The organism is Paenibacillus tianjinensis (genome assembly GCF_017086365.1).
GTDB lineage: Bacteria > Bacillota > Bacilli > Paenibacillales > Paenibacillaceae > Paenibacillus_AQ > Paenibacillus_AQ tianjinensis.
In genome coordinates this window covers 1,254,542-1,276,543 of sequence record NZ_CP070969.1, presented here as the reverse complement: position 1 = coordinate 1,276,543, position 22,002 = coordinate 1,254,542, and the positions used below count along the sequence as shown (strand labels likewise).

23 protein-coding genes are annotated in these 22,002 nt (G+C 52.8%); 14 read left to right on the top strand and 9 right to left on the bottom strand.

What is annotated here, in order from left to right; all coding sequences use genetic code 11:
* Positions 1 to 58: 58 nt before the first annotated feature.
* The 4 genes from rplT to JRJ22_RS05630 all read right to left on the bottom strand — a co-directional run bounded on the left by rplT (position 59) and on the right by JRJ22_RS05630 (position 2,739).
* On the bottom strand, positions 59 to 418 hold the full coding sequence (gene rplT, locus JRJ22_RS05645) for a 50S ribosomal protein L20 (protein WP_038587257.1): 360 nt from the start codon (positions 416 to 418) through the stop codon (positions 59 to 61).
* A gap of 31 nt (positions 419 to 449) precedes the next feature.
* Positions 450 to 650 (bottom strand): 50S ribosomal protein L35, encoded by a 201-nt coding sequence (gene rpmI, locus JRJ22_RS05640; RefSeq protein WP_019912828.1) that lies wholly within the window; start codon positions 648 to 650, stop codon positions 450 to 452.
* Positions 651 to 706: 56 nt separating this feature from the next.
* The gene (gene infC / locus JRJ22_RS05635; protein ID WP_054939340.1) at positions 707 to 1,204 is read right to left on the bottom strand and encodes a translation initiation factor IF-3; all 498 of its coding nucleotides are present in this window, start codon (positions 1,202 to 1,204) and stop codon (positions 707 to 709) included.
* 296 nt (positions 1,205 to 1,500) lie between these two features.
* On the bottom strand, positions 1,501 to 2,739 hold the full coding sequence (locus tag JRJ22_RS05630; RefSeq protein WP_206103602.1) for a glycosyltransferase family 2 protein: 1,239 nt from the start codon (positions 2,737 to 2,739) through the stop codon (positions 1,501 to 1,503).
* A gap of 412 nt (positions 2,740 to 3,151) precedes the next feature.
* On the opposite strand from JRJ22_RS05630, the gene JRJ22_RS05625 reads away from it, so the two are divergent.
* Both JRJ22_RS05625 and JRJ22_RS05620 read left to right on the top strand, forming a co-directional pair.
* Positions 3,152 to 3,679, top strand: a complete 528-nt coding sequence (locus JRJ22_RS05625) for a phosphatase PAP2 family protein (protein WP_206103601.1) — start codon at positions 3,152 to 3,154, stop codon at positions 3,677 to 3,679.
* Between the two features lie 58 nt (positions 3,680 to 3,737).
* The gene (locus JRJ22_RS05620; protein WP_206103600.1) at positions 3,738 to 4,853 is read left to right on the top strand and encodes an MGDG synthase family glycosyltransferase; all 1,116 of its coding nucleotides are present in this window, start codon (positions 3,738 to 3,740) and stop codon (positions 4,851 to 4,853) included.
* A gap of 114 nt (positions 4,854 to 4,967) precedes the next feature.
* On the opposite strand, the gene trmB is transcribed toward JRJ22_RS05620, so the two are convergent.
* Together trmB and JRJ22_RS05610 are read right to left on the bottom strand one after the other, a co-directional pair.
* On the bottom strand, positions 4,968 to 5,684 hold the full coding sequence (gene trmB, locus JRJ22_RS05615) for a tRNA (guanosine(46)-N7)-methyltransferase TrmB (protein ID WP_206103599.1): 717 nt from the start codon (positions 5,682 to 5,684) through the stop codon (positions 4,968 to 4,970).
* A gap of 207 nt (positions 5,685 to 5,891) precedes the next feature.
* The gene (locus tag JRJ22_RS05610; RefSeq protein WP_054939336.1) at positions 5,892 to 6,074 is read right to left on the bottom strand and encodes a hypothetical protein; all 183 of its coding nucleotides are present in this window, start codon (positions 6,072 to 6,074) and stop codon (positions 5,892 to 5,894) included.
* 351 nt (positions 6,075 to 6,425) lie between these two features.
* On the opposite strand from JRJ22_RS05610, the gene JRJ22_RS05605 reads away from it, so the two are divergent.
* From JRJ22_RS05605 to JRJ22_RS05580, 7 genes are all read left to right on the top strand, one after another.
* The gene (locus JRJ22_RS05605) at positions 6,426 to 7,379 is read left to right on the top strand and encodes a tRNA modification radical SAM protein MnmL/YtqA (RefSeq protein WP_206103598.1); all 954 of its coding nucleotides are present in this window, start codon (positions 6,426 to 6,428) and stop codon (positions 7,377 to 7,379) included.
* Entirely contained in the window at positions 7,379 to 7,978 is a 600-nt protein-coding gene (locus JRJ22_RS05600; protein WP_206103597.1) for a tRNA 5-(aminomethyl)-2-thiouridylate-methyltransferase MnmM, read from the top strand. The genes JRJ22_RS05605 and JRJ22_RS05600 overlap by 1 nt, the downstream gene beginning before the upstream one ends.
* A gap of 7 nt (positions 7,979 to 7,985) precedes the next feature.
* Positions 7,986 to 8,147 (top strand): VOC family protein, encoded by a 162-nt coding sequence (locus tag JRJ22_RS29655; RefSeq protein WP_408637866.1) that lies wholly within the window; start codon positions 7,986 to 7,988, stop codon positions 8,145 to 8,147.
* Positions 8,148 to 8,186: 39 nt separating this feature from the next.
* Complete coding sequence (locus JRJ22_RS05590; protein WP_206103596.1) at positions 8,187 to 9,155, top strand: type I phosphomannose isomerase catalytic subunit; 969 nt, start codon at positions 8,187 to 8,189, stop codon at positions 9,153 to 9,155.
* Positions 9,156 to 9,243: 88 nt separating this feature from the next.
* Positions 9,244 to 10,206 carry an alpha/beta fold hydrolase gene (locus JRJ22_RS05585; protein ID WP_206103595.1) on the top strand — a complete coding sequence of 321 codons (963 nt, stop codon included), beginning with the start codon at positions 9,244 to 9,246 and terminating at the stop codon, positions 10,204 to 10,206.
* A gap of 178 nt (positions 10,207 to 10,384) precedes the next feature.
* Positions 10,385 to 10,582, top strand: coding sequence for a hypothetical protein (locus JRJ22_RS29150; protein ID WP_232381038.1), 198 nt, complete (start codon positions 10,385 to 10,387; stop codon positions 10,580 to 10,582).
* A 9-nt stretch (positions 10,583 to 10,591) separates the two neighbouring features.
* On the top strand, positions 10,592 to 11,242 hold the full coding sequence (locus tag JRJ22_RS05580) for a class I SAM-dependent methyltransferase (protein WP_332461390.1): 651 nt from the start codon (positions 10,592 to 10,594) through the stop codon (positions 11,240 to 11,242).
* An 11-nt stretch (positions 11,243 to 11,253) separates the two neighbouring features.
* Here JRJ22_RS05580 and JRJ22_RS29145 read toward each other — a convergent pair whose 3' ends face one another.
* From JRJ22_RS29145 to recQ, 3 genes are all read right to left on the bottom strand, one after another.
* A complete protein-coding gene (locus tag JRJ22_RS29145) occupies positions 11,254 to 12,345 on the bottom strand; it encodes a nucleotidyltransferase family protein (protein WP_232381037.1) in 1,092 nt (363 codons plus the stop codon).
* Between the two features lie 321 nt (positions 12,346 to 12,666).
* A complete protein-coding gene (locus tag JRJ22_RS05565) occupies positions 12,667 to 14,601 on the bottom strand; it encodes a B12-binding domain-containing radical SAM protein (RefSeq protein WP_206103594.1) in 1,935 nt (644 codons plus the stop codon).
* Between the two features lie 15 nt (positions 14,602 to 14,616).
* Positions 14,617 to 16,452: a DNA helicase RecQ gene (gene recQ / locus JRJ22_RS05560; protein WP_206103593.1), complete on the bottom strand. Its 1,836-nt coding sequence runs from the start codon at positions 16,450 to 16,452 to the stop codon at positions 14,617 to 14,619.
* Positions 16,453 to 16,735: 283 nt separating this feature from the next.
* Here recQ and JRJ22_RS05555 point away from each other — a divergent pair, with 283 nt between their 5' ends.
* From JRJ22_RS05555 to JRJ22_RS05535, 5 genes are all read left to right on the top strand, one after another.
* Positions 16,736 to 18,352 (top strand): spore germination protein, encoded by a 1,617-nt coding sequence (locus JRJ22_RS05555; RefSeq protein ID WP_232381036.1) that lies wholly within the window; start codon positions 16,736 to 16,738, stop codon positions 18,350 to 18,352.
* Positions 18,300 to 19,400 (top strand): GerAB/ArcD/ProY family transporter, encoded by a 1,101-nt coding sequence (locus JRJ22_RS05550; RefSeq protein WP_206103592.1) that lies wholly within the window; start codon positions 18,300 to 18,302, stop codon positions 19,398 to 19,400. The genes JRJ22_RS05555 and JRJ22_RS05550 overlap by 53 nt, the downstream gene beginning before the upstream one ends.
* 32 nt (positions 19,401 to 19,432) lie before the next feature.
* Positions 19,433 to 20,617 carry a Ger(x)C family spore germination protein gene (locus JRJ22_RS05545; protein WP_332461367.1) on the top strand — a complete coding sequence of 395 codons (1,185 nt, stop codon included), beginning with the start codon at positions 19,433 to 19,435 and terminating at the stop codon, positions 20,615 to 20,617.
* Between the two features lie 28 nt (positions 20,618 to 20,645).
* Positions 20,646 to 20,831 carry a CLC_0170 family protein gene (locus tag JRJ22_RS05540; protein ID WP_206103590.1) on the top strand — a complete coding sequence of 62 codons (186 nt, stop codon included), beginning with the start codon at positions 20,646 to 20,648 and terminating at the stop codon, positions 20,829 to 20,831.
* A gap of 104 nt (positions 20,832 to 20,935) precedes the next feature.
* Positions 20,936 to 21,967: an RluA family pseudouridine synthase gene (locus JRJ22_RS05535; protein WP_206103589.1), complete on the top strand. Its 1,032-nt coding sequence runs from the start codon at positions 20,936 to 20,938 to the stop codon at positions 21,965 to 21,967.
* Positions 21,968 to 22,002: the final 35 nt, after the last annotated feature.

Genomic DNA, 22,002 nt, shown 5'->3' with positions numbered 1-22,002 from the left:
AAAAAGCACCGTCACACGGGTTCCCCCGCAGGCGGTGCTTTTCGGTTAATTATAACACTTACGCGTTGATCTTCTCTTTGGCTACAACAGCCAGGGAGTTGAATGCGTTAAGATCGTTTACTGCCAGGTCAGCCAGCATTTTACGGTTCACTTCTACTCCAGCCAATTTCAGGCCGAATACAAGCTTGCTGTAGGAAAGGCCGTTCAAACGAGCTGCTGCGTTAATACGAACGATCCACAGTCTGCGGAAGTTACGTTTAGTCTGACGACGGTCACGGTAAGCGTAAACCATCGATTTCATTACTTGCTCGTTAGCTGTTTTGAAAATGCGGTGCTTGGAACCGAAGTAACCTTTTGCCAATTTCAATACTTTCTTATGTCTACGACGAACTACAAATCCGCCTTTAACTCTTGCCATATTAATAAACCTCCCAAAAATGTGTGATAAACTATTTCAAGTTAGCTAGTCCTTGTTTCAAACGTCTTACATCCCCAGGGGCCATTACTGGATTGCCGTTCAATACGCGCTTAGCACGTTTCGATTTGTGGGACAGCAAGTGGTTCTTGTGAGCTTTATAACGCAGTACTTTACCAGATCCGGTAATTTTGAAGCGGCCTTTCAGGCTGCTGTGTGTTTTCATTTTAGGCATGGTGTTTCCTCCTTGAATATTATGCGGCGCCAAATTGCTGTGCAAGTGACTCCAAATTATTGGGCTTTAGGAGCCAAAATCATAATCATGCTGCGGCCTTCCAGCTTAGGCTGGCGCTCAACAACAGATATATCTTCCACTTCGGTCTTAACACGTTCCAGGATCTTCTGGCCGATGCTAGCGTGGGTAATCTCACGTCCGCGGAAACGGACAGAGCACTTCACTTTGTCGCCTTCGCCCAGGAACTTGATGACATTGCGGAACTTAGTCTGATAATCATGTTCCTCAATGTTAGCACGGAACCAGACTTCCTTGATGTCCACGATCTTCTGGTTTTTGCGTGCTTCCTTCTCTTTCTTCTGCGTTTCATAACGGAACTTGCCGTAATCCATGATGCGGCATACCGGCGGTTTCGCCTGCGGTGCTACGTTGACTAAATCCAGATTAAGATCAATCGCCATCTGCAACGCTTCGCGGATCGGCTTAATTCCGATTTGCTCGCCTTCCGCTCCAACCAACCGAACCTCTTTGGCCCGAATTTCATCATTGATCATATGTTCCTTACTGATAATACTCCACCTCCGGATCTTCTTAGACAATTTCTTTATTGCGGTTCTCCATAAAAAAGGGGTGCCGGTAACTCCCGACACCCCGTGTTTGATCAACGTTCATGAATTATAACATTCATAAAGCATTGAGATCAAAACCAGCTGGCATATTACCAGTCAGGTGAGAAGCCGGTGCTTCTGCTTGCAATCCCTATGTTTTGCATACTTGAATAATATACACCACAGCACAAGCTGTTGTCAACTGTTTTTCCGACAGCATTGTACGAAATACATTTGGCTGATTAGACCTGCTTACTCTGTACTTCCTCAAGCCGCACGACCCGCGTATGTTTGGTATGACTCCACTGCTTGTTGTTCTGCGTGAAGAATGCATAGAACGTAATGGGATACCACGAGAGCAGGTAGATTGGGAAGACCAGCAGGTACAGATATACCTTCTTGAATTTCACCTTCTCGAGCGCCATCGCCAGCAGGAAGGTCAAAATGTTCGCTCCGACTGCAAAATAGCTGAGCCAAATCGGCAGATGCCCGTAAATGTTCGCGATATGCGGACCGTCAAACACGGAAGTGTCAATCCACATGACCGCGGTCATCAGAAACGTCAGCAGAACGATATATACATTCGCTCCATACAGCGCGAGGTCAAACTTCGTCAGGCTGCGTTCTTTAATACTCTGCCACAGCAGAGGGAAGAAATAACGGCGGGCCACTGTGAAATGTCCCTGCATCCAGCGCAGACGCTGTCTGGACGACGCCTTGAAAGTGAGCGGCTTCTCATCGAATACCTTAGCATCATAGTTGAATTTCGGGTAGACGCCTTTGGAGGCACTGCGCATGGTAAATTCCAAATCCTCCACCAGGCTTGTCGCTCCCCAGCCCATTTCTTTAAGCAGGGCTGTCTCAAAGCACATGCCGGTTCCGCCAAGGAAGTTCGCCATCTGCAGATTGTGGCGCGACAGCTGCCATAAGCGGTTGATGTACCAGTAAGAAACACCATATGCGGCAGTAATCCAGGAATCCTCCGGATTCTTCGTATCGATGTAGCCCTGGATTACCCGGGCGCCCGAGCAAAGGTCATTGTTCATCTCCATCAGGAATTCTGTATGTGCCAGGTTGTCGGCGTCGAACATGACCACCGCATCATACTGGCGAGGCATAGCCCACAGTTCCTTCAGCATCCATTCGATGGCATATCCCTTGCCACGCAGATTGTTGTTGGTGCGTACACAGGCATTCATCCCGTGCTCCCTTACGATCTTTGCCGTCCCGTCCGTGCAGTTGTCACAGATGACAAATACATCGTACAGATCTTGGGGATAATTAAGCTGTTTCAGATTCTCCATCAGCGCGCCGACGACCTCTTCCTCGTTGTGCGCAGCCACCAGTACTGCAAATGACTTTTCCGGTGCAAAGTGTTCCTTTTTCTTTTTCTTGCGCAGTCCAAACAGTGAAAATCCAAACTGATAAACTGCAATTGCCGCCAAGATCACTTGGAGCGTAACAAACAATGCGTCTGTCATGATCTTTTGATGCCCCCTTTTTCACTCTTGATATGCCCTTTTTTTCTGTTTCTGGCATGTTAAACGTTGTTGCTGACCCATTTGTTGCATCCCTTACAGTAGATCAAGAGTTTCCCCTTTTTTGCGGGCAGGCGTTCAATTTATTTATATCCCGTTTAAAAGATGTTATAGGGATTCCTGCTGAACGGATTCCTCATTTTCTCTGTTACCTTTTAAACGCGTTCGGCCTGCTTGAATCATTGTACGGCGTAATGGGTTCTTAAGTCAAAACTGACAATTTCCGCGCACTGCTGAGCTTTTCCTTGAAATGGACTACCTTAAAAAAGTATGATAAAGACAGCTTTAGGGTATAAACCAAGATTAGCTTCAGCAGCGCTTACTATCCTCAGCCGGACTATCGGAGGGACAAGGTATGAGACAATTATTCATGAAACTGCTTCTCTGGGAACGCCGCCTTTTTAAATGGATCAACGGCCGTCTGCATAACCCATTCCTGAACTTTTGGCTCTTTTATCTTACCCATCTGGGCGGTGCAACCAGCGCTATCGGCATTAATCTGCTGGTCTGGGCCTTTGCTCCTCAGCCGCTCAAAACAACAGGACTTCAGGCACTGACAGCACTGGCCGTCAGCCACCTGCCTGTTGCCGTGGCCAAGAAGCTATACCCGCGCATGCGGCCTTATCTGGCTCTGCCGGGAACGAATACGTTTCACAATCCGCTTAAGGATCATTCTTTTCCTTCAGGCCATACTACAGCTATCTTCGCCTCTACGGTTCCTTATATGGCAGCTTATCCTGCCCTTACCGTTATTCTGCTGCCGCTGGCGTGCATTGTCGGCTTCTCCCGAATTTATCTCGGTCTGCACTACCCCTCTGATGTTATGGCAGGTGCAGTCATCGGCGGCGGCGTCGCGATAGGCACGATTGTTCTATGGATCTGAAGCCTGCTACAAAAGTCTGACCTGCGAAAACCATTTTTGGGAACAGGTGAAGTAAACATTGCGCAAAAAAAGAGTGTTATTACTGTCAGAAGGTTTTGGCGCAGGACATACACAGGCAGCATACGCGCTGTCGAGCAGCCTGCGTAAATTGTCGCCGGGCGTACAAACGAAGGTGCTGGAGCTTGGAAACTTTCTGAATCCCAAGATGGCGCCTCTGATCGTTTCGGCTTACCGCAAGACGGTAACCACCCGGCCCCGGCTGATGGGCTACGTCTACCGTCACCAGAAATCATTTAACCGTCTTACCACGCTTGCCCTGCACCGCTTATTTTATACACATACACAAAATATTGTGAAGCAGCTTAAGCCCGATATTATCGTCTGCACCCACTTCATCCCTAGTGCTGTGGTCTCACGCCTAAAACGTCTGGACCCGGCCTTCAAGGCACCGCTCGTGACAGTCATAACCGATTACGATGCTCATGCCAGCTGGATCAGTCCGGAGGTGGACCGCTATCTGGTCTCCACCCCCGAGGTGAAGTCGAAGCTGCGCCGCCGCAGCGTCTCCGCCGCCAAAATCCGGGTGACCGGCATGCCGGTACACCCGAGCTTCTGGGAGCATCCTGGACGCGAAGAAATTCTGGAACAGTTCAGCCTCCGCGATCTGCCGACTGTGCTAGTCATGGGCGGGGGCTGGGGCATGATGAACGACCAGATAGTGAACGAGGCACTTGCCGGCTGGAGCGATAAGGTGCAGATTGTCTTTTGTCTCGGCAAGAACGAGAAGCTGCTTGAAGAGATGATGAAAGACCCCACCTACAGCCATCCTAATATTTCGCTGATCGGCTTCACCCGTGAGATCGACAAGCTGATGGAGGTCTCCGATCTGCTGGTCACGAAGCCAGGCGGAATGACCTGCAGCGAAGGGCTGGCCAAAGGTATCCCGATGCTCTTTCATCACCCCCTGCCGGGACAGGAAGAAGAAAACTGCCGTTACTTTACGTCAGCCGGGCTTGGAGAGCCGATCTCCTCCCTGGAGGTCGTCGATAAATGGATGGAACGGTTGCTCTACAATTATGAGGATGTGCAGGCGAAGCGGAAAAGCCATCTGGAGGATATCGCAAGGTTCCACCCGCTGCAAAGCGCCCAGAGCATTATTGATATGCTCGAATAGGACACACGAGAACAAGTCGGCATATAAAAATGGCAGTCCGGGAAATCCCGTGGCTGCCATTTTTAGGGTTACTCCCTTCTATAGCTAATGCGTAAAACGCAGGCATTACACAGGCTACAGCCGGTATTTGTCCAGACGTCCGGCCTGATAACGGGCCAATGCCTCTGAACCGACAATCGCCTCACAGCGATGAATATTGACACCGCGTCCATAAAATTTGGTTTCATACTCGGTCATGACATGCTCTTCGTTAATGATGCCGTCTGCGTGCAGATCCAAGGAAATATTTTTCATCTGCAGGCCGTAATCGGCAAAAGCATTCAGTGAGAATTCGAACAGGCTGCGCGAATCCGTCTTCAGGTGAATTTCTCCCAGCGGGCTGAGCAGTCCGCGGTATTTGTCAAGAAAACGCGGGTGGGTCAGGCGGCGGCGGGCATGCTTGCTTTTAGGCCACGGATCACTGAAATTTAAATAGATGCGTTCCAGCTCCCCCGGTGCAAAAACTTCCTCGGCATAGTTAATATTCGCAAGGGCGACCTTCAGGTTAGGCGGCGTCTCGTGCCCGGCCGGTTCCCATACCAGTCTGGCCTTCTCAGCCGCACGGCGGATCAGCTCATCGTACATATCGACGCCGATAAAATTAATATCGGGATATTTGAAGCTCATTTGACTAATAAACTGCCCCTTACCCATTCCGAACTCCACATGGATCGGGTGGTCGTTGCCGAACAATTCTGACCAGCGGCCCTTGAGGCTGCGTGGATCAAGGATCACCAGGTCGGTTTGCTCCTCCAGGCTTTCACGTATTCCTTTTCTTCCGCGTAAACGCATAATATTCCTCCGCTTGTCTCTAATACATTACTTATAAATATGAACTCTTAGTATCACTTGAAATATTGTGCCGAACTTGTCCGCAAAAGTAAAGGGATTTAAGGCAAAATAGGAAAAAGGAATTCTCCGGAGGGCAGGAAACGGCCGCTGGAGAATCCCTTTTTTGTTGTATTTGGAATTGGGGTCCACTTTTCAACAGTTCATAGTCTACCTTGACGGAGTATCAAAATCAAATTTCTTCTCGAAAGCGTTTCTGATCTTACGCTGCGCTTCGGTCTTGATCTTGTGATTGCCATTAAATTCAACACCGGTAAGTGCAAGCGCCTCATCGGGAGTCAACTGTACATCAATCGAGCCTTTTCCTTCGGCATATGCCGTTTGAGAATTCATCGTGATCACCTCTTAGGTTTAGTATGGGCGGGACGACACGAAAGTATGAATTCAAGAAAGAAATTTTAGTTGGTGCATCAGCTTTTTTACAATTTAAATATAACATATCGTGTAAGCATTAACAAGGTAAACTTGGTAAATAAGCAGCCTATTTTTCACCTATTTTCCAGGCGGTAATGTTACGCTATACGCTGAATTTTGATACAATAGACGGGTTAGAAAGAAATGGCCGTATGTCCCTTAACGGAAATCCGCCTTTCTCAGTGAAAATATAAGGATTATGCCGGCTGAAACCAACATCCTTCGGCCCTCAAAATAAATGTTCTTATATGTACGAAAGGAGCTTCACCTGTGAGCCTTTTACAGACCCCCTCTCCACTGCTGTGGGGAGATAAACGTTTCCATACGTGGAACTACGAAATGCGCGAGCACATGGACACGAAAGTCTTCAAAGTTATGCTCGATGCGGGCTTTACCTGTCCGAACCGTGACGGCTCGATCGCCAAAGGAGGCTGCACCTTCTGCAGCGCCAGAGGCTCCGGTGATTTCGCCGGCAGCCGCCGGGATGATCTGGTCACACAGTTCAATCATGTGCGCGACCGCCAGCATCTCAAATGGCCGAACGCCAAATACATCGGCTACTTCCAGGCTTACACTAATACGTATGCTCCGGTTGAAGAGCTGAGAGAATATTATGAGGTTATCCTGCAACAGCCCGGTGTAGTCGGCTTGTCCATTGCGACACGCCCCGACTGCCTGCCGGATGATGTCATCGAGTATCTCGCTGAGCTTAACCAGCGTACGTATCTCTGGATAGAAATGGGCCTGCAGACGATCCATAACTCCACCTCGGAGCTGATCAACCGGGCACATGATACCCAATGTTATATTGAAGCTGTCGAAAAGCTGCGTGCCCATGGCATCCGAGTCTGCACCCACATCATCCATGGGCTTCCGCAGGAAACCCATGAAATGATGCTGGAAACCGTCTCGGCGGTTGCAGGCATGGATGTGCAGGGAATCAAGATACATCTGCTTCATCTCATGCGCAAAACGCCGATGGTCAAGCAATACGAAGCCGGCCTGTTACGCTTCCTGGAGCAGGACGAATACGTGAAGCTCATCGTGGATTCACTGGAAATTCTGCCTCCGGAGATGATCGTTCACCGCCTGACCGGGGATGCGCCGCGCGAGTCGCTGATTGGACCCTTGTGGAGCCTGAAAAAGTGGGAAGTGCTGAACGCTATCGACCAGGAACTGGTTGCACGCGACAGCTGGCAGGGTAAGTACTGGAGGAAGAGCTAATGGGCTTCATGTCTGTCCTTAGCTTTGCTCATAAATTAACCGCCGAACGGCTCGCTTCCGGCGGCAGAGCCATCGACGCAACCGTGGGCACCGGTGCGGATACGCTCGTTCTCGCCAAGGCGGCCGGGCCGCGCGGCGGAGTGTATGGCTTCGACATTCAGCCTGCGGCGCTGAAGCTTGCGGAAGAGCGCCTGCGGCTGGCCCGGGAGGAAGCGCCGGCTGCGCTGTCTCCCGTGACGCTGCTTCATCGCAGCCATGCAGCGATGGCAGAAGCCGTTCCGCCGGAATGGCGAGGAACGGTCTCGGCGGTGATGTTCAATCTCGGCTATCTGCCCACGGGCGATGCCGATAAGACCATCATCACCGAGACGGAGAGCACGCTGGCCGCGCTGGATGCCGCCCTGGCGCTGCTGCGCCCGGGCGGCATTATCACAGCCGTGCTCTATCCCGGCCATGAAGGCGGCGACCGCGAAGCCGCCGCCGTCGAATCCTGGGCGGCAGGGCTCGCCCAGCCGCAGGCGCAGAGCATTATATACCGCCAGCTGCAGCGGGCCTCCGCCCCGTATGTTGTTGCTGTAGAAAAGAAAAAAGGGAGCTGATATCTGAATGAAGGTACCGGAATTTGAAGCCGAGCATAGCCGCATTGCCGCGCTGAAGTTTCCTGGCCTGACAGAAATCAGCACACTGTTGAACGGCAGCCGTTATTTCTTTTTTGACGGGCCGGACGGTGAAAAGCTGGAGTTCTTCGAGTCTACCCGCAGTAATTAGAGAAACAGCATTATCAAAAACGGAGAGGAAGATACTGTGATGACAAAACCATATCCACTTAAGTTTCAACCGGAGTTCAAAGAACGTGTGTGGGGCGGCCGGGCCTTGGAGAAATTCGGCCTTAACCTGCCGGAGGGCCATATTGGCGAAGGATGGATGATCGCCGATCATCCGAACGGCGTCTCTTCCGTTGTGAACGGCGAATTGGCCGGACAAGGCCTCGACCAGATCCGTGAGCAGTTCGGACAGGAATGGTTCGGAAGCAAAGGCATCTCCGAAGCTGGCGGACGGTTCCCGCTGCTGATTAAGCTGCTGGACTGCAACGACAATCTGTCCGTACAGGTGCATCCTACAGATGATTATGAAGGATTGCCTAAGGGTGAACTCGGCAAAACAGAAATGTGGTATGTGCTGGACGCTAAGCCTGATGCCAAAATCATCTACGGCCTGAAAGAAAACGTCACCCGCGAAAGCCTGCGTGCCGCGCTGGAGAACGGTACAGTGATGGACAGCATGCAGGAAATCACAGTCTCTGCAGGCGACGCATTCTACATTCCCGCCGGCACGGTCCATGCGCTCTGCGCCGGAGTCGTTGTAGCGGAAATCCAGCAGAATTCGGATACTACATACCGGATTTATGACTACGACCGTCCCGGTCTTGACGGCAAGCCGCGCGAGCTGCATATCGAAGATTCGCTCAACGTTACCGCTTATGAAGGGGCTGGGGCCACTTCGATGAAGACAGATAGTGCAGTTCCAGGAGAATGGCTGCAAATCGCCTCCTCCCCTTATTTCATCGTTGAAAAAGGGGTTGTAAACGGTGAGTGGAACCTGTCCACCACCCCGGACAGCTTCACTATCCTGGTCATCTGCGAAGGCAGCGGACATCTGACATGGGAAGGCGGCTCCCAGCCTTATGCTGCAGGAGAATGCTACCTGCTGCCGTCTACCCTTGGAGCCTATGGCATCGAAGGCCACTCCACGGTGCTCCGTTCTTATTTGCCATAAAGCAAGCCCTTCCGTGAATAGACTATAGCAGCAGTTGGTTTTGTACGGCGTTGCTCACAAAACTAGGTTACTTTCAGGAGGACAGGCGATGAGGGAAAACAGTTTTACAATGACCGATCCTCTCGGTGTCAATATCCATGTCTATGAATGGCTGCCTGAACCGGAGGCTCCGGTCAGGGGTGTAGTGCAGATTGCCCACGGCATGTGTGAGACGGCTGCACGTTATGCCCGCTTTGCCTCGGCACTGACGGCGGCCGGGTATGCGGTCTATGCCAACGATCACCGCGGCCATGGCAAAACGGCAGGCAAGGTGAATCTGCTTGGCGATACCGGCGAGAACGGCTTCTACTGGATGCGGCGCGATATGCTGCAGCTTGCAGGCATTGTGCAATCCCGGCAGGAAGGCTTGCCGCTCTTCCTGCTCGCTCACAGCATGGGCTCCTTTCTGGCCCAGAAGCTGATGTGCGAGCCAGGCAGCGGAGTGTACTCCGGTTTCATTCTCAGCGGCACCAACGGGCCCCGCAGCATGCTTCGGGCCGCTGAATCTCTGGCGGCAATGCAGCTCAGACTGCAAGGGGCACACCACCGCAGTGTACTGATTAACGGCATGGTATTCGGTCCCTATAACCGCAACTTCACTCCGATCCGGACTGCGTTCGACTGGCTGAGCAGTGATCCACAAGAGGTGGACCGGTTCATTGCCGATCCGTTCTGCGGGGCGATCTGTACCACCCGCTTCTTCCGTGATTTCTTCCGGCTGCTGCGCGATATTCATTCCCGGGAAACGCTGCTTACGTTATGCAAAGATAAGCCGGTATTTCTATTCTCAGGAGCCAAAGATCCTGTAGGCATGAACGGGCAAGGTGTGCTGCGCCTGGCTGCTATATATAAGGACCACGGGCTAAGCGAGGTAGAGTACCGTCTTTACCCGGAAGGCCGGCATGAAATGCTGAACGAAGTCAACCACGATGAGGTCACTGCCGATGTGCTGGATTGGCTGGTCCGCCATCTTCCGGCCGAGTCCCTGCTGCTACAGCCGGCTGCAAACTAAAGACAACTCAAACATATAGATTATTTACAAAAGACAGGGCATCCGTTGTTCACGGAATGTCCTGTCTTTTTGGGCTGAGCGTAGCAAAGCTTCATCCAAGGCGGTATGCCTGAGAAATGTTATAGACATCTGCTCAGCCCGGCTGTACAATCCATCCAAAATAAGGAGGAATGTGGAAATGAGTTACTCAGGGAACAGGGGTACGGAACAGGATCTCGAGCAAATCCTCGAATATTACAATGCCGGAACCGAAAAGGACCGCCTCACGCGGGGTATAGGTGTCATCGAATGGGAACGCAGCAAAGTCATCATCTCCAGATACCTGAGCGGGAACAAACAAGTTATCTATGATGTCGGAGGCGGCACCGGTGTCTAATCCCGATGGCTGGCAGAGCTGGGTCATGAGGTCCATCTGCTGGAGCTGTCTCCCGCTGCCGTAGAATATGCCAGAAATCTGCAACAAAAGGAGAATACCTTCCCACTCCACAGCATCGAGTTGGCGGATGCCCGTCAGCTGCTTCGGCCGGATGAGAGCGCCGACCTTGTGCTGCTCATGGGGCCGCTCTATCATCTGACGGCCAGGGAGGAGCGGATTGCCGCGATCCGCGAAGCTGCAAGAGTGCTCAAACCAGGCGGAATCCTGATTGCTGCCGGGATCTTCAGATTCAGCTCCACGTTATGGGGTCTGTCCGTTTTTGGCGCGAAGAATGAATTCATCGATGATTCGGTATTCTTCGGGATGGTCAGACGGGAACTTACCGAAGGACAGCATATCCGACCTGAGGAATATCCGCATTTCATCTCAAGAGCTTTCTTTCATCTGCCCTCGGAATTAAAAAGCGAATTGACCGATGCCGGTCTCACTCATCTGTCTACAGCTGATGTCGAAGGACCAGTCTGGATCGTGCCGGCATTCAGTGAAAAGTGGAACGACCCCGGCAGCCGGGAAGCACTAATGCAAATAAGCTCCCTTGTTGAAGAACAAGAGAGCTTGCTGGGAATGAGTCCGCATATGCTGGCGATTGCCCGGAAATAACAGGCAGGGAGCTAGTCTTCCCAGGGCATGACCTGCAGCTCCGGCCATTTCTTTTGCCATTTGATTGTCTTGCTTCGGTAAATCTCTTCACTAATCAGCACCTTATTCGGTCTTAAGGTCAGACTGAACAAATCCTTCAGGCCAAACGGGGCGTAGATGTGCCACTCTCCGTTCCCGTCCAGCCTGGCCCCGAGCGCAGTCACCGTTGTCGGCCAGCTGTCGATGGCAGCCTCCAGACTGGGATAAGGCTGAAGCCTGACTCCGAACCTATCCTCATACCAGAGATGGACGCGGGCCTGATTCTTAATATCCACCGGGATAGCAGTCCCGAAAAAGCACTCCCGCCCCTTAGCAATGAGATGATCCTCTGCTGCAAAGCTCAGATCATCCGGATCAAAATAGATGAGATCGATATCCCCGATGCCGTAATCCGGAGCCCGGCCGGTAAGCTCATTCCATACGGTCTGCACCAGACAGCCCGCTCCGATGTAATACGGGTACGGCTCCATGAACTGAGCCTTGCGAAAGACGTCCATCAGCAGCCGGCTCCGGGAGAAAATACCGGTCAGGCGCCCCCGGAGCAGGAGCTCCTCATCCGGGTTGTCTTGCGGCAGGTCAAGCTCATACTGCAGAACCTTCTGCGGCCCTTTGCTCCCGGTTCGGCGCAGTCCGTGATCACGAAATCCGGCTCCCAGGTAGAGATGACCCGCAGGAAGATTCCGCTCGTTGACGGTCAGCACGATTTCATAAACTGCCGGAAGATAGGTACGGACAAAGGCTGGCAGTAAAGCCATGGCAGTCTTGGCGATCCCCCGCCCCTGGCTGGCATAATCCACAAGGAATGCCCGTACCAGCACTGCCCCCTGGTAATCCTTGTAGAACTCGGCGATACGCTTACCGGTATGCAGGATGAAAAATCCCGCGGCTTGACCGTCCTCCGTAATGACTACTGCAAGTTTGTCAGGATCACTTAACGCAGCGTCCAATGTCTCTGACGGCAATGCGGTAAATTCCGCCTGCTCCGGGGGAAGCTGAAACGCCATAAGCTGCTCCTTGAAGCTCTCTTCATACAAAACCAGTGAAATCCGTCCGGCCTCTCCCACCGCCGCACCTCTCCTTGCTTCTCGCAATTATATATTCCCAGCGTTCATGACGGACGCGCTAGCGGGAAAATCTCCACCTAAACCTTCCATTTTCGCCTGAAATGGCAATTAAGGCGGAAAATCTCCAGCTAATACCCCGTAAAACACTGATTTTGAGCTATCGGGGAAACACTAACGGGAGAAATCCCCTCTCATCCTCATCATCGTTCCGCCAGAGGAATTTAGAGGGATGAAATCCCATTATTGTGTCTCATCCCGCAAAACAATCGTTGTCTAAGCAGCTCATCGTGCTTTTTCCCATTGTGTAGAGTGCAACAGATTTTAATTTAACGGCAGGGTGTAATACTGCGCGCGCTGGCTCTCATCCTGCTGGTACAGCACGATGAGCAGAGTGCTTCCTCCTGCTTCCGGCAGGGCCTCAGCGACGGCTGCAGATGTCCCTCTGCCTGCTGCAGCAACTGCTGCCATGCTGTTACCCGGTGAGCCGGAGTTCCCTGCGGATTCAGCCATAAGTTCTAGAGCAGACGCATCAGCTTCGGCTGCTACAACAGCTTCCTTCACGTCAACCGATTCAGCCGCATCCGCACGCAATCCGCTGATCGAATCCAGTACCGTTTCCAGATGAAACGGCAGCACTTCCAGCACGGTGAACTTCTGCAGCTCCCGCTCGTTGAACCCCGCTTCGGCCAACGCTGCGGATACCCGCTCCGGATGAGCGGCTATCTCCTTCATATGACGCGCCCAGTCCGCTTTGTCCATTGCATGGTCCCACCAGATTTTGCGCGGCTTGTACTTGTGGCCCAGGAAATAATCCAGCTTCATCAGCCCGGTGATAATATCCATGGAAGGTGTACCGCTGTCCGTCAGGAACGCATGCAGCCGTGTAAACAGGTCCTCCAGCTGGTGGCCGATTTTTTGCCAGCCCCGCTCCTCCCAGTAATCGCCAAACGCCTGGAAGAAATCAAACGGCGATTCAAATACATGACGGATCAGATACTTTACCGTATGATCAAGCCGGTGGCTATTCCAGTATCTCTCCAGCACATCCTCCAGCCGCTTCAGCCGGATAATATCTGAGAAAGGCATGACATGGCTGCTGAGAATCTCATAAGGCGCATGCTCCATGTACGTATAGTCATATTTGGCTGCCTGGGCACGCAGACCGGTTCCACGCAGCATTTTGAGGAACCCGAGCTGTAGCTCCTCCGGCTCCATTGCGAAGACGTCGTTGAAGGTTTTACGGAAGGTGGCGTAATCCTCCTGCGGCAGTCCGGCGATAAGATCGAGATGCTGGTCGATGTTGCCGCTGGCTTTGATTTTCATCACTGTACGGGACAGCTTCGCGAAATTCTGGCGGCGTTTGACCAGCTCATTGGTCTCATCATTGGTTGACTGTACACCAATCTCGAACCGGAAGATGCCCGGAGGTGCATTCTCGGCCAGAAAATCCAGCACCTCAGGACGCATGATGTCTGCCGTAATCTCGAACTGGAACACACAGCCCTGATGGTTGTCGATCAGAAACTGGAACATTTCCATCGCATAGCTGCGGTTGATGTTGAAGGTGCGGTCCAGGAACTTAATGACCTTCGCCCCGTTATTAATCAGATAGAGCAGATCGGACTTTACCCGTTCAATATCGTAGTAACGCACGCCCACCTCGATGCTCGATAGGCAGAACTGGCAATTGAACGGACAGCCCCGGCTGGTCTCAAAATAAACGATCCGCTTGCTGAGATCCGGCAGATCCTCTGCAAACCGGTGCGGTGTCGGCAGGGTGTTAAGATCGCTCTTGGGACGCGGCGGATTGACAATCAGCTCCTCGCCTTTGCGGTAGGCAGCCCCGTAGACAAAATGGAACTTGCGGTCATCCCGCAGCTCCTGCAGCAGATGGTGAAAGGTCTCCTCCCCGTCCCCGTTCACGACAAAATCAACACCTGCTTCACGCTTCATCCAATAGAGAGGTTCGTACGAAACCTCCGGGCCTCCTAGTACAATCGCCACCTCGGGCAGCACCTGTTTGAGGATACCGACCAGCTTGATCGTCTCCTCTATGTTCCATATATAACAGGAAAAGCCGATAACATCCGGCTTCTTCTGAAAGAGGTCAGACACGATATTCATCACGGGATCTTTGATAGTGTATTCTGCCAGCAGAATATCCGGAAACTCATGCTCACTGTATGCCTTAAGCAGACGGATTGCGAGTGAAGTATGGATATACTTGGCATTTAATGTAGCCAGGACGATTCTCATGCCTTATTACCTTCTTTACATTTCATTTTGAAAAAACTCCAGAAACGGCTTGCCGTATTTCCGGTATTTCACTTCACCGACACCTTTAACCCTCAGCATTTCCGCTTCGGTCTGCGGACAAACCACACTCATCTCACGCAGAGTAGCGTCGTTAAAAATAATATAGGACGGCACATGCTCGCGCCCCGCCAGCTCGCGGCGGATCAGGCGCAGCTGCTCGAACACCGTCTCGTTGACCGCAGACGGCGAAAGATCGTAGCTCCGGCTGCGGCTCCGTCCTGAGCCGGAACCTCCGGTAAGCAGCGGACGGGCGACACGCTGCATCACCTCACGCTGGCCGCGAAGCACCTCGGCGGCCAGCGGCTGCAGCCGCACGACCGGATACTGGCCTTCCGACAGCGCCAGATAACCTTCCGAGATCAGCACATTGATGCTCTCGGTAATCTCTTTCTCCGTCCGGCTGGACATCGCACCATGAGTCGGCAGCTTCTCGAAGCCGTACTGCAGCACCTTCTGGTTACGTGAACCCTTCAGCACGGAAGCAACCAGCGCCACGCCATACCGTTCCCGCATCCGGTGGATGCAGGAGAAAATCTTCTGCGCATCCACTGTCATATCCACCAGCTCGCGTTCATCCGTGCAGGAGCTGCAGATTCCGCAGAGCTTGTCCTCATTGTCTTCCCCAAAATACTCCAGCTGCGCACTGCGCAGACAGCGGGTGGTGTAGCAGTAATCAATCATCTGCTGAAGCTTGCGGTATTCATTGGCTTTGCGTTCAGGATCCTGAGGATTCTGCTCGATCAGGAACTTCTGTGTCATAATGTCCTGTGCGCTGAACAGCAGAATACATTCACTCGGTTCCCCGTCCCGGCCGGCACGTCCGGCCTCCTGGACATATGCCTCCATATTCTTCGGCATATTGTAGTGGATGACATAACGTACGTTGGATTTGTCGATCCCCATCCCGAAGGCATTGGTCGCCACCATGACCCGGATATCATCATAAAGGAACTTCTCCTGGCTGTCCGCCCGCTCCTGGTCGCTCATTCCGGCATGATAGCGTCCGGCTGCGATTCCTGAGGCCTGCAGCCTCTGGTACAGATCGTCGACCTCCTTGCGGGTTGCAGCATACACAATGCCCGGCTGGTGGGAGTGACTGGCGGTATAATCGAGCACAAACTCGCGTTTGTTCTCTCCGCGCAGCACCGACATCGCCAGATTGTCCCGGCCCAGCCCGGTCATGAACACGCCGGGCTGGCGAAGACGCAGCAGCCGGACCATATCCTCCATGACCTCCGGCGTAGCAGTTGCCGTAAAGGCCGCGAGAATCGGCCGCTGCGGCAGTTCTTCCACAAACGGCGATACCGCAAGATAGCTGGTACGGAAATCATGCCCCCACTGCGAGACGCAGTGCGCTTCATCTACGGCGACGCAGGAAATGGACAAGCCTGCCATTTCCAGGCGGAACCAGTCCAGCTCCAGCCGCTCCGGCGCAACATACAGCAGCTTCAGCTCGCCCCGGCGCGCGGCGCGGATCCGTTCATTCACTTCTTTGCCGCTCAGGGTGCTGTTGATATAGGCAGCCGGGATACCCGCCGTTGTAAGGGCGTCCACCTGATCCTTCATCAGTGAAATCAGCGGTGAAATGACCAGCGTCAGCCCCGGCATCAGCAGCGCCGGAACCTGGTAGCAGATCGATTTGCCTCCGCCGGTCGGCATGATCCCCAGCGTATCGCCGCCTTCCAGCAAATGCTGCACGATTTTTTTCTGGCCATCCCGGAAATCGGGATAACCGTAATATTTTTGCAGTTCAGCCTGCGCCTGTTCCATAGTAGGTGCTTGCATCTTCATCTCTATCATAACTCCTAAAAGTTTTGTTGACATATGCTTCTGAGGAAACGCTTCGCAACAAAACTAGCTTCGGAAGCATACACATGTTTCTTTCTTTAGTTTACCGGGCAACCGGGTATTGAGCAACCGCGGGAAGGAGAAATGAACGCTTTCTCTTTGCGGGTTCCATAATCTATTTACATAAAAAAAGCCGTTCCAAGCAACACTTTATAGTGATCTTCTAAACTGTCAGTCTAAGGAGGCGGCCGATCTGGAAGCCTGGAAAGAAAAATATGCTTCATATGTGCAAAAGCAGCAGTCCTGCCCCCCGTCCGCTCCCGGCTCTGACAGCCTAAGCCATAGCCTGACAGACAATCTGGAGTCTTTGCTGGCCCTACTGGGGCAAAGCGGCGACCTGGTGGTCCGTGATTTCCTGCTATTCGGAAAATATCAGGCCTCGATGGTCTTCTTCTCCTCGCTGGTCAGCCAGGAGCAAATTCAGGAGCATATCCTGAAGCCGCTGATGGCCCGGCCTTCCGGGCATCCCGACTTTACGGATAACCTCGCGGATATGGTTCATTATATCTGGAATACGGCCGTTCAAGTAACACAGGGAACTACGGAGCAGTTCATCTCTTCCCTGCCGCCCGCCATCGTTAAGGGTGAGCTGGTCCTGCTGATTGAGGGAGTGAATGAGGCCCTCCTGCTTGATATGCGGCAGATTGACATGCGCGGTGTAGAGCAGCCGCAAACAGAGCAGGTGATCCGCGGACCGCGGGAAGGCTATGTGGAAAAGCTGGAAAACAACCTAGCACTTCTGCGCTACCGGCTGCAGAGTACGGATTTCCGCATCGAGATCAGCCCGCTCGGGACCCGGACCCAGTCACGGGTGGCCCTATGCTACTTAGACAGCGTAGCCGATCCGCATCTTGTAGCCGAAGCCATGCGCAGAATCTCAATTATTGAGACAGACAGTATTATTGATGCCGGATATATCGAGCAGTTTATTGAAGACCAGCCCCTCTCCCCCTTCCCTCAGGTACAAAGTACGGAGCGGCCAGACAAAACGGTGGCTGCGCTTCTTGAAGGGCGGGTGGCGATACTTGTTGACGGCTCACCGTTTGCCCTTGTGGTCCCCGCCCTGTTCAACCAGTTTTTCCAGACTGTCGATGACTACACCGAGCGGTTTATTATGGGCAGCCTGATCCGGCTGATCCGGCTGGTCGCATTATCGTTCTCCCTGTTCTTCCCAGCCATATATGTCTCCGTGATTTCCTTCAATCCGGAGCTGATGCCTACCGATTTCGCCGTCGCAATCTCAGGCGGCCGGGCGGGCGTTCCCTTCCCGGCGGTGATTGAGGTCCTGATTATGGAGGTGTCGATGGAGGTGCTGCGGGAAGCGACCATCCGCCTGCCGCAGATGATCGGCGGAGCCTTGTCCATAGTGGGTGTACTCGTCATCGGCCAAGCTGCAGTTGCTGCCGGGCTGGCCAGTCCGATCACTGTCGTCATAGTTGCACTCACAACCATCGGATCCTTCGCTACTCCGGCCTACAACGCCGCGATAGCGCTGCGGATGCTGAGGTTTCCGCTAATTATTCTTGCCGGGATGTTCGGCATGTACGGGGGCATGATCGGCACGATCCTGATCATCAACCATCTGTTGTTCCTGGAATCCTTCGGTGTGCCTTATATGTCCCCGTTTATTCCCGGTAAATGGCGCGACTGGAAGGACACGCTCGTGAGGGTGCCTTTATGGTGGATGCGCCGCCGTCCCAGCTTTCTGCATATTCAGGACAGCTCCAGACTTCCTGCTTCCATTCCAGGAGCCTATGCAGACCAGATTCTACAGCAGGGAGGTGAAGCGGATGAACACTCCAAGGCAGATCACAACGCTGCGGGCGGCAGCCGTGATCAGTAGCACAATTATCGGTGTAGGGATTCTAAGCTTTCCCCGGTATATGGCTGTTGCCGGAGGCAGCAGCGCTCCCTTTGTTGCCTTCTGCGGCATCGTTATTTCTTTCATCAGCTTCTGGTTGCTGGCTTCACTGTGCCGGCGCTTTCCCCGGGAGCCGCTGTTTGTCTTCAGCCGGCGTTTACTCGGGCGCCCGCTCGCATTCGTATTCACTTTGCTGATTTTTCTGATCTTCACCCTGCTCTCCGGTCTTACCGTGCGCCAGTTCGGAGATGTAGCTACCACCGTGCTGTACAAGAAAACGCCAATTGAAGCCACGATCTTCCTTATGCTGCTGATCTGCCAGCTGTCGGCCAGAAGGAGTATTATCAAGTTTTCGTATATTCATTTCTTCTATCTGCCGCTGATTATCGGCCCGACTGTTCTGATCACGCTGATTTCCATGCGGAATATCGATTGGCTGAATCTGCAGCCAGTGCTGACGATGCCCTCAGTATCGTTTTGGAGAGGCGCCCGGGAAGCCAGCTATTTGTTTCAGAGCTCTTTTGTGATCATCCTGCTGATTCCGTATATGCAAAAACCGAAACAGGCAGTACGTGCAGGCGCACTCGCCATTGCCGTTGCCGGCCTCCTCTATCTGCTGATCGTCATAGCTTCGGTAGGATTGTTCGGCTCGGAAGAGACCAAGCTGCTGATCTACCCGACACTGGAATCCGCCCGCTCCGCAGCCGTTGGCGAAGGGTTTCTGGAACGGCTGGATGCACTGTTTATCGTCCTGTGGGTCATTTCGGTCTACACCACTGTTTATACCACCTATTATTTAGCAGCTGTCCTGCTGCAGAATTTGTGTAACTTCAAGGATCAGCGAAGCACCTCTACCGTGCTGCTGCCGCTGGTCTTTATCTCCGCCATGCTGCCGACTAATGTTTTCGAGACCTACACCTGGTCGCTCACCCTGGGGAATGTTTCTCTTATGGTATTGACCGGATATGCAGGTCTTCTGTGGGCAATGTTCCTGTTTCGCCGGATCCAGAAGAAAGGAGCGTCAGGATGAAGCTGCTCCGGAGGTTTCTCTTAACAATTGCAGTGTTAATCATGTCATCCCTGCTTCTGGCGGGCTGCTGGGATCAGGTTGAAATTGAGGACCGCGCACTGGTGCTAGGACTGTCCATTGATGCTGCTTCTCCGGAACAGGCGGCACAAGAGGAGAAGGTCACTCATCTGAACGAAGACTCTCTGCCGAAAGAATTCATCACTGTAACTGCACAAATTGCCGTCCCGGGCCGTGTACCGCTGGGTCCGGGGAGCGGGAGTTCAAGCGGCGGCTCCAAGACAAGCCCGGTCTGGGTAGTTACCGTGGTGGGCCACACGCTGGATGATGCAATGAATAATCTGCAGCAGCAGATCGCTGATCCCCGTTATCTCGTTCATCTGCGGGTGATCATCATCAGCGAGGAGATTGCGCGGGGAAGGATGGAAGAGCTGAATGATTATCTGCGGCGCAATCCCGAGGTCAGGCGCAGAACCTGGCTGCTGGTCTCTGAGGGCAAAGCTTCAGTATTCATGGATGTAGATCCTCCTTTGCAGAGGGTGCCTACCCTATATATCCTGTCCATGATGGAAAAGGCTGTGACCAGCGGGAAATTCCCCCGTGATTATCTCGGCACGTTCTGGTCTGCAGATTCGAAGTTGGGACAAAGCGCCTATCTGCCTTATGTGGCACTGCGTAACAAAGAAAACATTCTCATTAACGGCTTGGCTTATTTTAGCGGCAATCAAATGGTCAACACCACGAAACCGCTGGAAATCGGCGCATTCATGGCGGTCCAGGGAATAGACCCAGGCGGTTATTCGACCTTGTTTACCACTAAAAATATGGGGATCGTGATGATCAAAATCAACCGCCGCTTTACAAAGATATCCAGTACCATTCAAGACGGAAAACCTAGCCTTGTGTATGAGCTTTTTTTGGAAGGGGATTTAGAAGAGCACTTTCACAGCAAACTGCCAGTCAATTCCTCTGCCGCCCTGCATCAGATCGAGCTGGAGTTCAATAAGCAGGCACAGGGTATTGTCAGTGGGCTGATCCGGCATACCCAGGCTGATCATTCCGATATTTTCGGGATGGGTGAAATCATCCGGGCCCGCCACCCGCAGTACTGGAAGCAGCATATCCATGAGAAACAGGACTGGGAAGAAATCTATGGCGGGATTCAGGTCGAAGCTAAGCTGCATTTGCGTTTGCGGCGGGTGGGACTGAAAGACAGGTAATATAAAGCCCTTCAAAGGGGGGAAACCAATGATCCGATTATTAGCCTGGAGCATTATGGTTCTGCTGTTTGCTGCGCTGGTGCTGCTGGCAGTGGACCGGAACATCTATAGGTCTAGCGGCTGGACCCGGGAACAAAGGTTCACGTCCATCCTGGGCTGGACCTACACCGTTGCAGCTTTGCTGATCTTGAGCGGTCTGCTGATTTATCTGTAGTTTCTACTTCAGCCGGGAAGGCCAAGTGCCACCCGCTCCATAGTATTTCTTCACCGCCCATGGTATATTGAGGAGTACTCTATTATAGGACGGAGAATGTATGCATGAACACGAGAAGAAATCCCAAAGAGTCGTCCAAGCGTGGCGCTAAATCCGGAGCCTCCAACCCATCACAGTCTAAACCAGGTGCAAGAAGCCATTCTAATAAACCCGCCGGCAAGCTGGGCCAAGCCGCCAAAGCGAAAACTCCGGTTTCAGTCAAAACCTACGCCGTAGCTGAGCCTGCCGAGCTGCTCCCTTTTCTGCTGAAGACCCTTACGAACCGCGGACGCAATTCCATTAAATCGCTGCTGGCCCGCGGACAGGTATCGGTGAACGGCAAAGCCGTTACCCAGCATAACTTTCAGCTCCACCAGGGTCAGACGGTTGCCATCGATCTGGAGAAGCAGGTGCAGGCCAAAGAGATGGCCGGACTGACTATCGTCCATGAGGATGATGATCTGATTGTGATCCAGAAGGATGCAGGACTGCTGTCTATTGCCACGGGTGAAGAGAATGAACAGACGGCATACCGCCAGCTGATGGAGCATGTCCGTCTGACGAATCCGCGCAACCGCATTTTTGTAGTGCACCGGCTGGACCGCGACACCTCCGGCGTCATGATGTTTGCCAAAAGCGAGCAGATTCAACAGAAGCTGCAGAATACGTGGAAGGATACAGTGAAGGAACGCTCCTATGTGGCACTGGTGGAAGGCTCAGTTAAAAAAGCTGAAGGCACAATCAGCTCCTGGCTGAAAGAAACTTCCACGCTCAAAATGTATTCCAGTCCCCACGAGGGCGACGGACAGCATGCCGTGACCCATTATAAGCTGATCCAGGCGAACCGCCATTTCTCGCTGCTGGAAGTACGGCTGGAAACCGGGCGCAAAAATCAGATCCGCGTACATCTGGCGGATATCGGCCATCCCATTGCCGGGGACAAGAAATACGGCGCACAAACCAAGGCTGTCGGCCGGCTGGGCCTGCATGCCCGTGTCCTCTCTTTCATTCACCCGACAACGGGAGACCTGCTGACCTTCGAGAGCCCGATTCCAAAAACTTTTCTGAAGTACACCGCACCTGCGCCGACGAACTAGTGTTAAAAAAATGAGGGGTGTCCAGCAGCTTCGCT

Excerpts from the sequence above, each read along its gene's own strand:
- JRJ22_RS05565 (WP_206103594.1), bottom strand. The coding sequence starts at position 14,601 with ATGAGAATCGTCCTGGCTACATTAAATGCCAAGTATATCCATACTTCA.
- JRJ22_RS05610 (WP_054939336.1), bottom strand. The coding sequence starts at position 6,074 with ATGAATTCTCAAACGGCATATGCCGAAGGAAAAGGCTCGATTGATGTA.
- recQ (WP_206103593.1), bottom strand. The coding sequence starts at position 16,452 with ATGAAGATGCAAGCACCTACTATGGAACAGGCGCAGGCTGAACTGCAA.
- JRJ22_RS05585 (WP_206103595.1), top strand. The coding sequence starts at position 9,244 with ATGAGGGAAAACAGTTTTACAATGACCGATCCTCTCGGTGTCAATATC.
- JRJ22_RS05590 (WP_206103596.1), top strand. The coding sequence starts at position 8,187 with ATGACAAAACCATATCCACTTAAGTTTCAACCGGAGTTCAAAGAACGT.
- JRJ22_RS05535 (WP_206103589.1), top strand. The coding sequence starts at position 20,936 with ATGAACACGAGAAGAAATCCCAAAGAGTCGTCCAAGCGTGGCGCTAAA.
- JRJ22_RS05630 (WP_206103602.1), bottom strand. The coding sequence starts at position 2,739 with ATGACAGACGCATTGTTTGTTACGCTCCAAGTGATCTTGGCGGCAATT.
- trmB (WP_206103599.1), bottom strand. The coding sequence starts at position 5,684 with ATGCGTTTACGCGGAAGAAAAGGAATACGTGAAAGCCTGGAGGAGCAA.
- rpmI (WP_019912828.1), bottom strand. The coding sequence starts at position 650 with ATGCCTAAAATGAAAACACACAGCAGCCTGAAAGGCCGCTTCAAAATT.
- JRJ22_RS29150 (WP_232381038.1), top strand. The coding sequence starts at position 10,385 with ATGAGTTACTCAGGGAACAGGGGTACGGAACAGGATCTCGAGCAAATC.
- infC (WP_054939340.1), bottom strand. The coding sequence starts at position 1,204 with ATGATCAATGATGAAATTCGGGCCAAAGAGGTTCGGTTGGTTGGAGCG.
- JRJ22_RS05625 (WP_206103601.1), top strand. The coding sequence starts at position 3,152 with ATGAGACAATTATTCATGAAACTGCTTCTCTGGGAACGCCGCCTTTTT.
- JRJ22_RS29655 (WP_408637866.1), top strand. The coding sequence starts at position 7,986 with ATGAAGGTACCGGAATTTGAAGCCGAGCATAGCCGCATTGCCGCGCTG.
- JRJ22_RS05550 (WP_206103592.1), top strand. The coding sequence starts at position 18,300 with ATGAACACTCCAAGGCAGATCACAACGCTGCGGGCGGCAGCCGTGATC.
- JRJ22_RS05540 (WP_206103590.1), top strand. The coding sequence starts at position 20,646 with ATGATCCGATTATTAGCCTGGAGCATTATGGTTCTGCTGTTTGCTGCG.
- JRJ22_RS05600 (WP_206103597.1), top strand. The coding sequence starts at position 7,379 with ATGGGCTTCATGTCTGTCCTTAGCTTTGCTCATAAATTAACCGCCGAA.
- rplT (WP_038587257.1), bottom strand. The coding sequence starts at position 418 with ATGGCAAGAGTTAAAGGCGGATTTGTAGTTCGTCGTAGACATAAGAAA.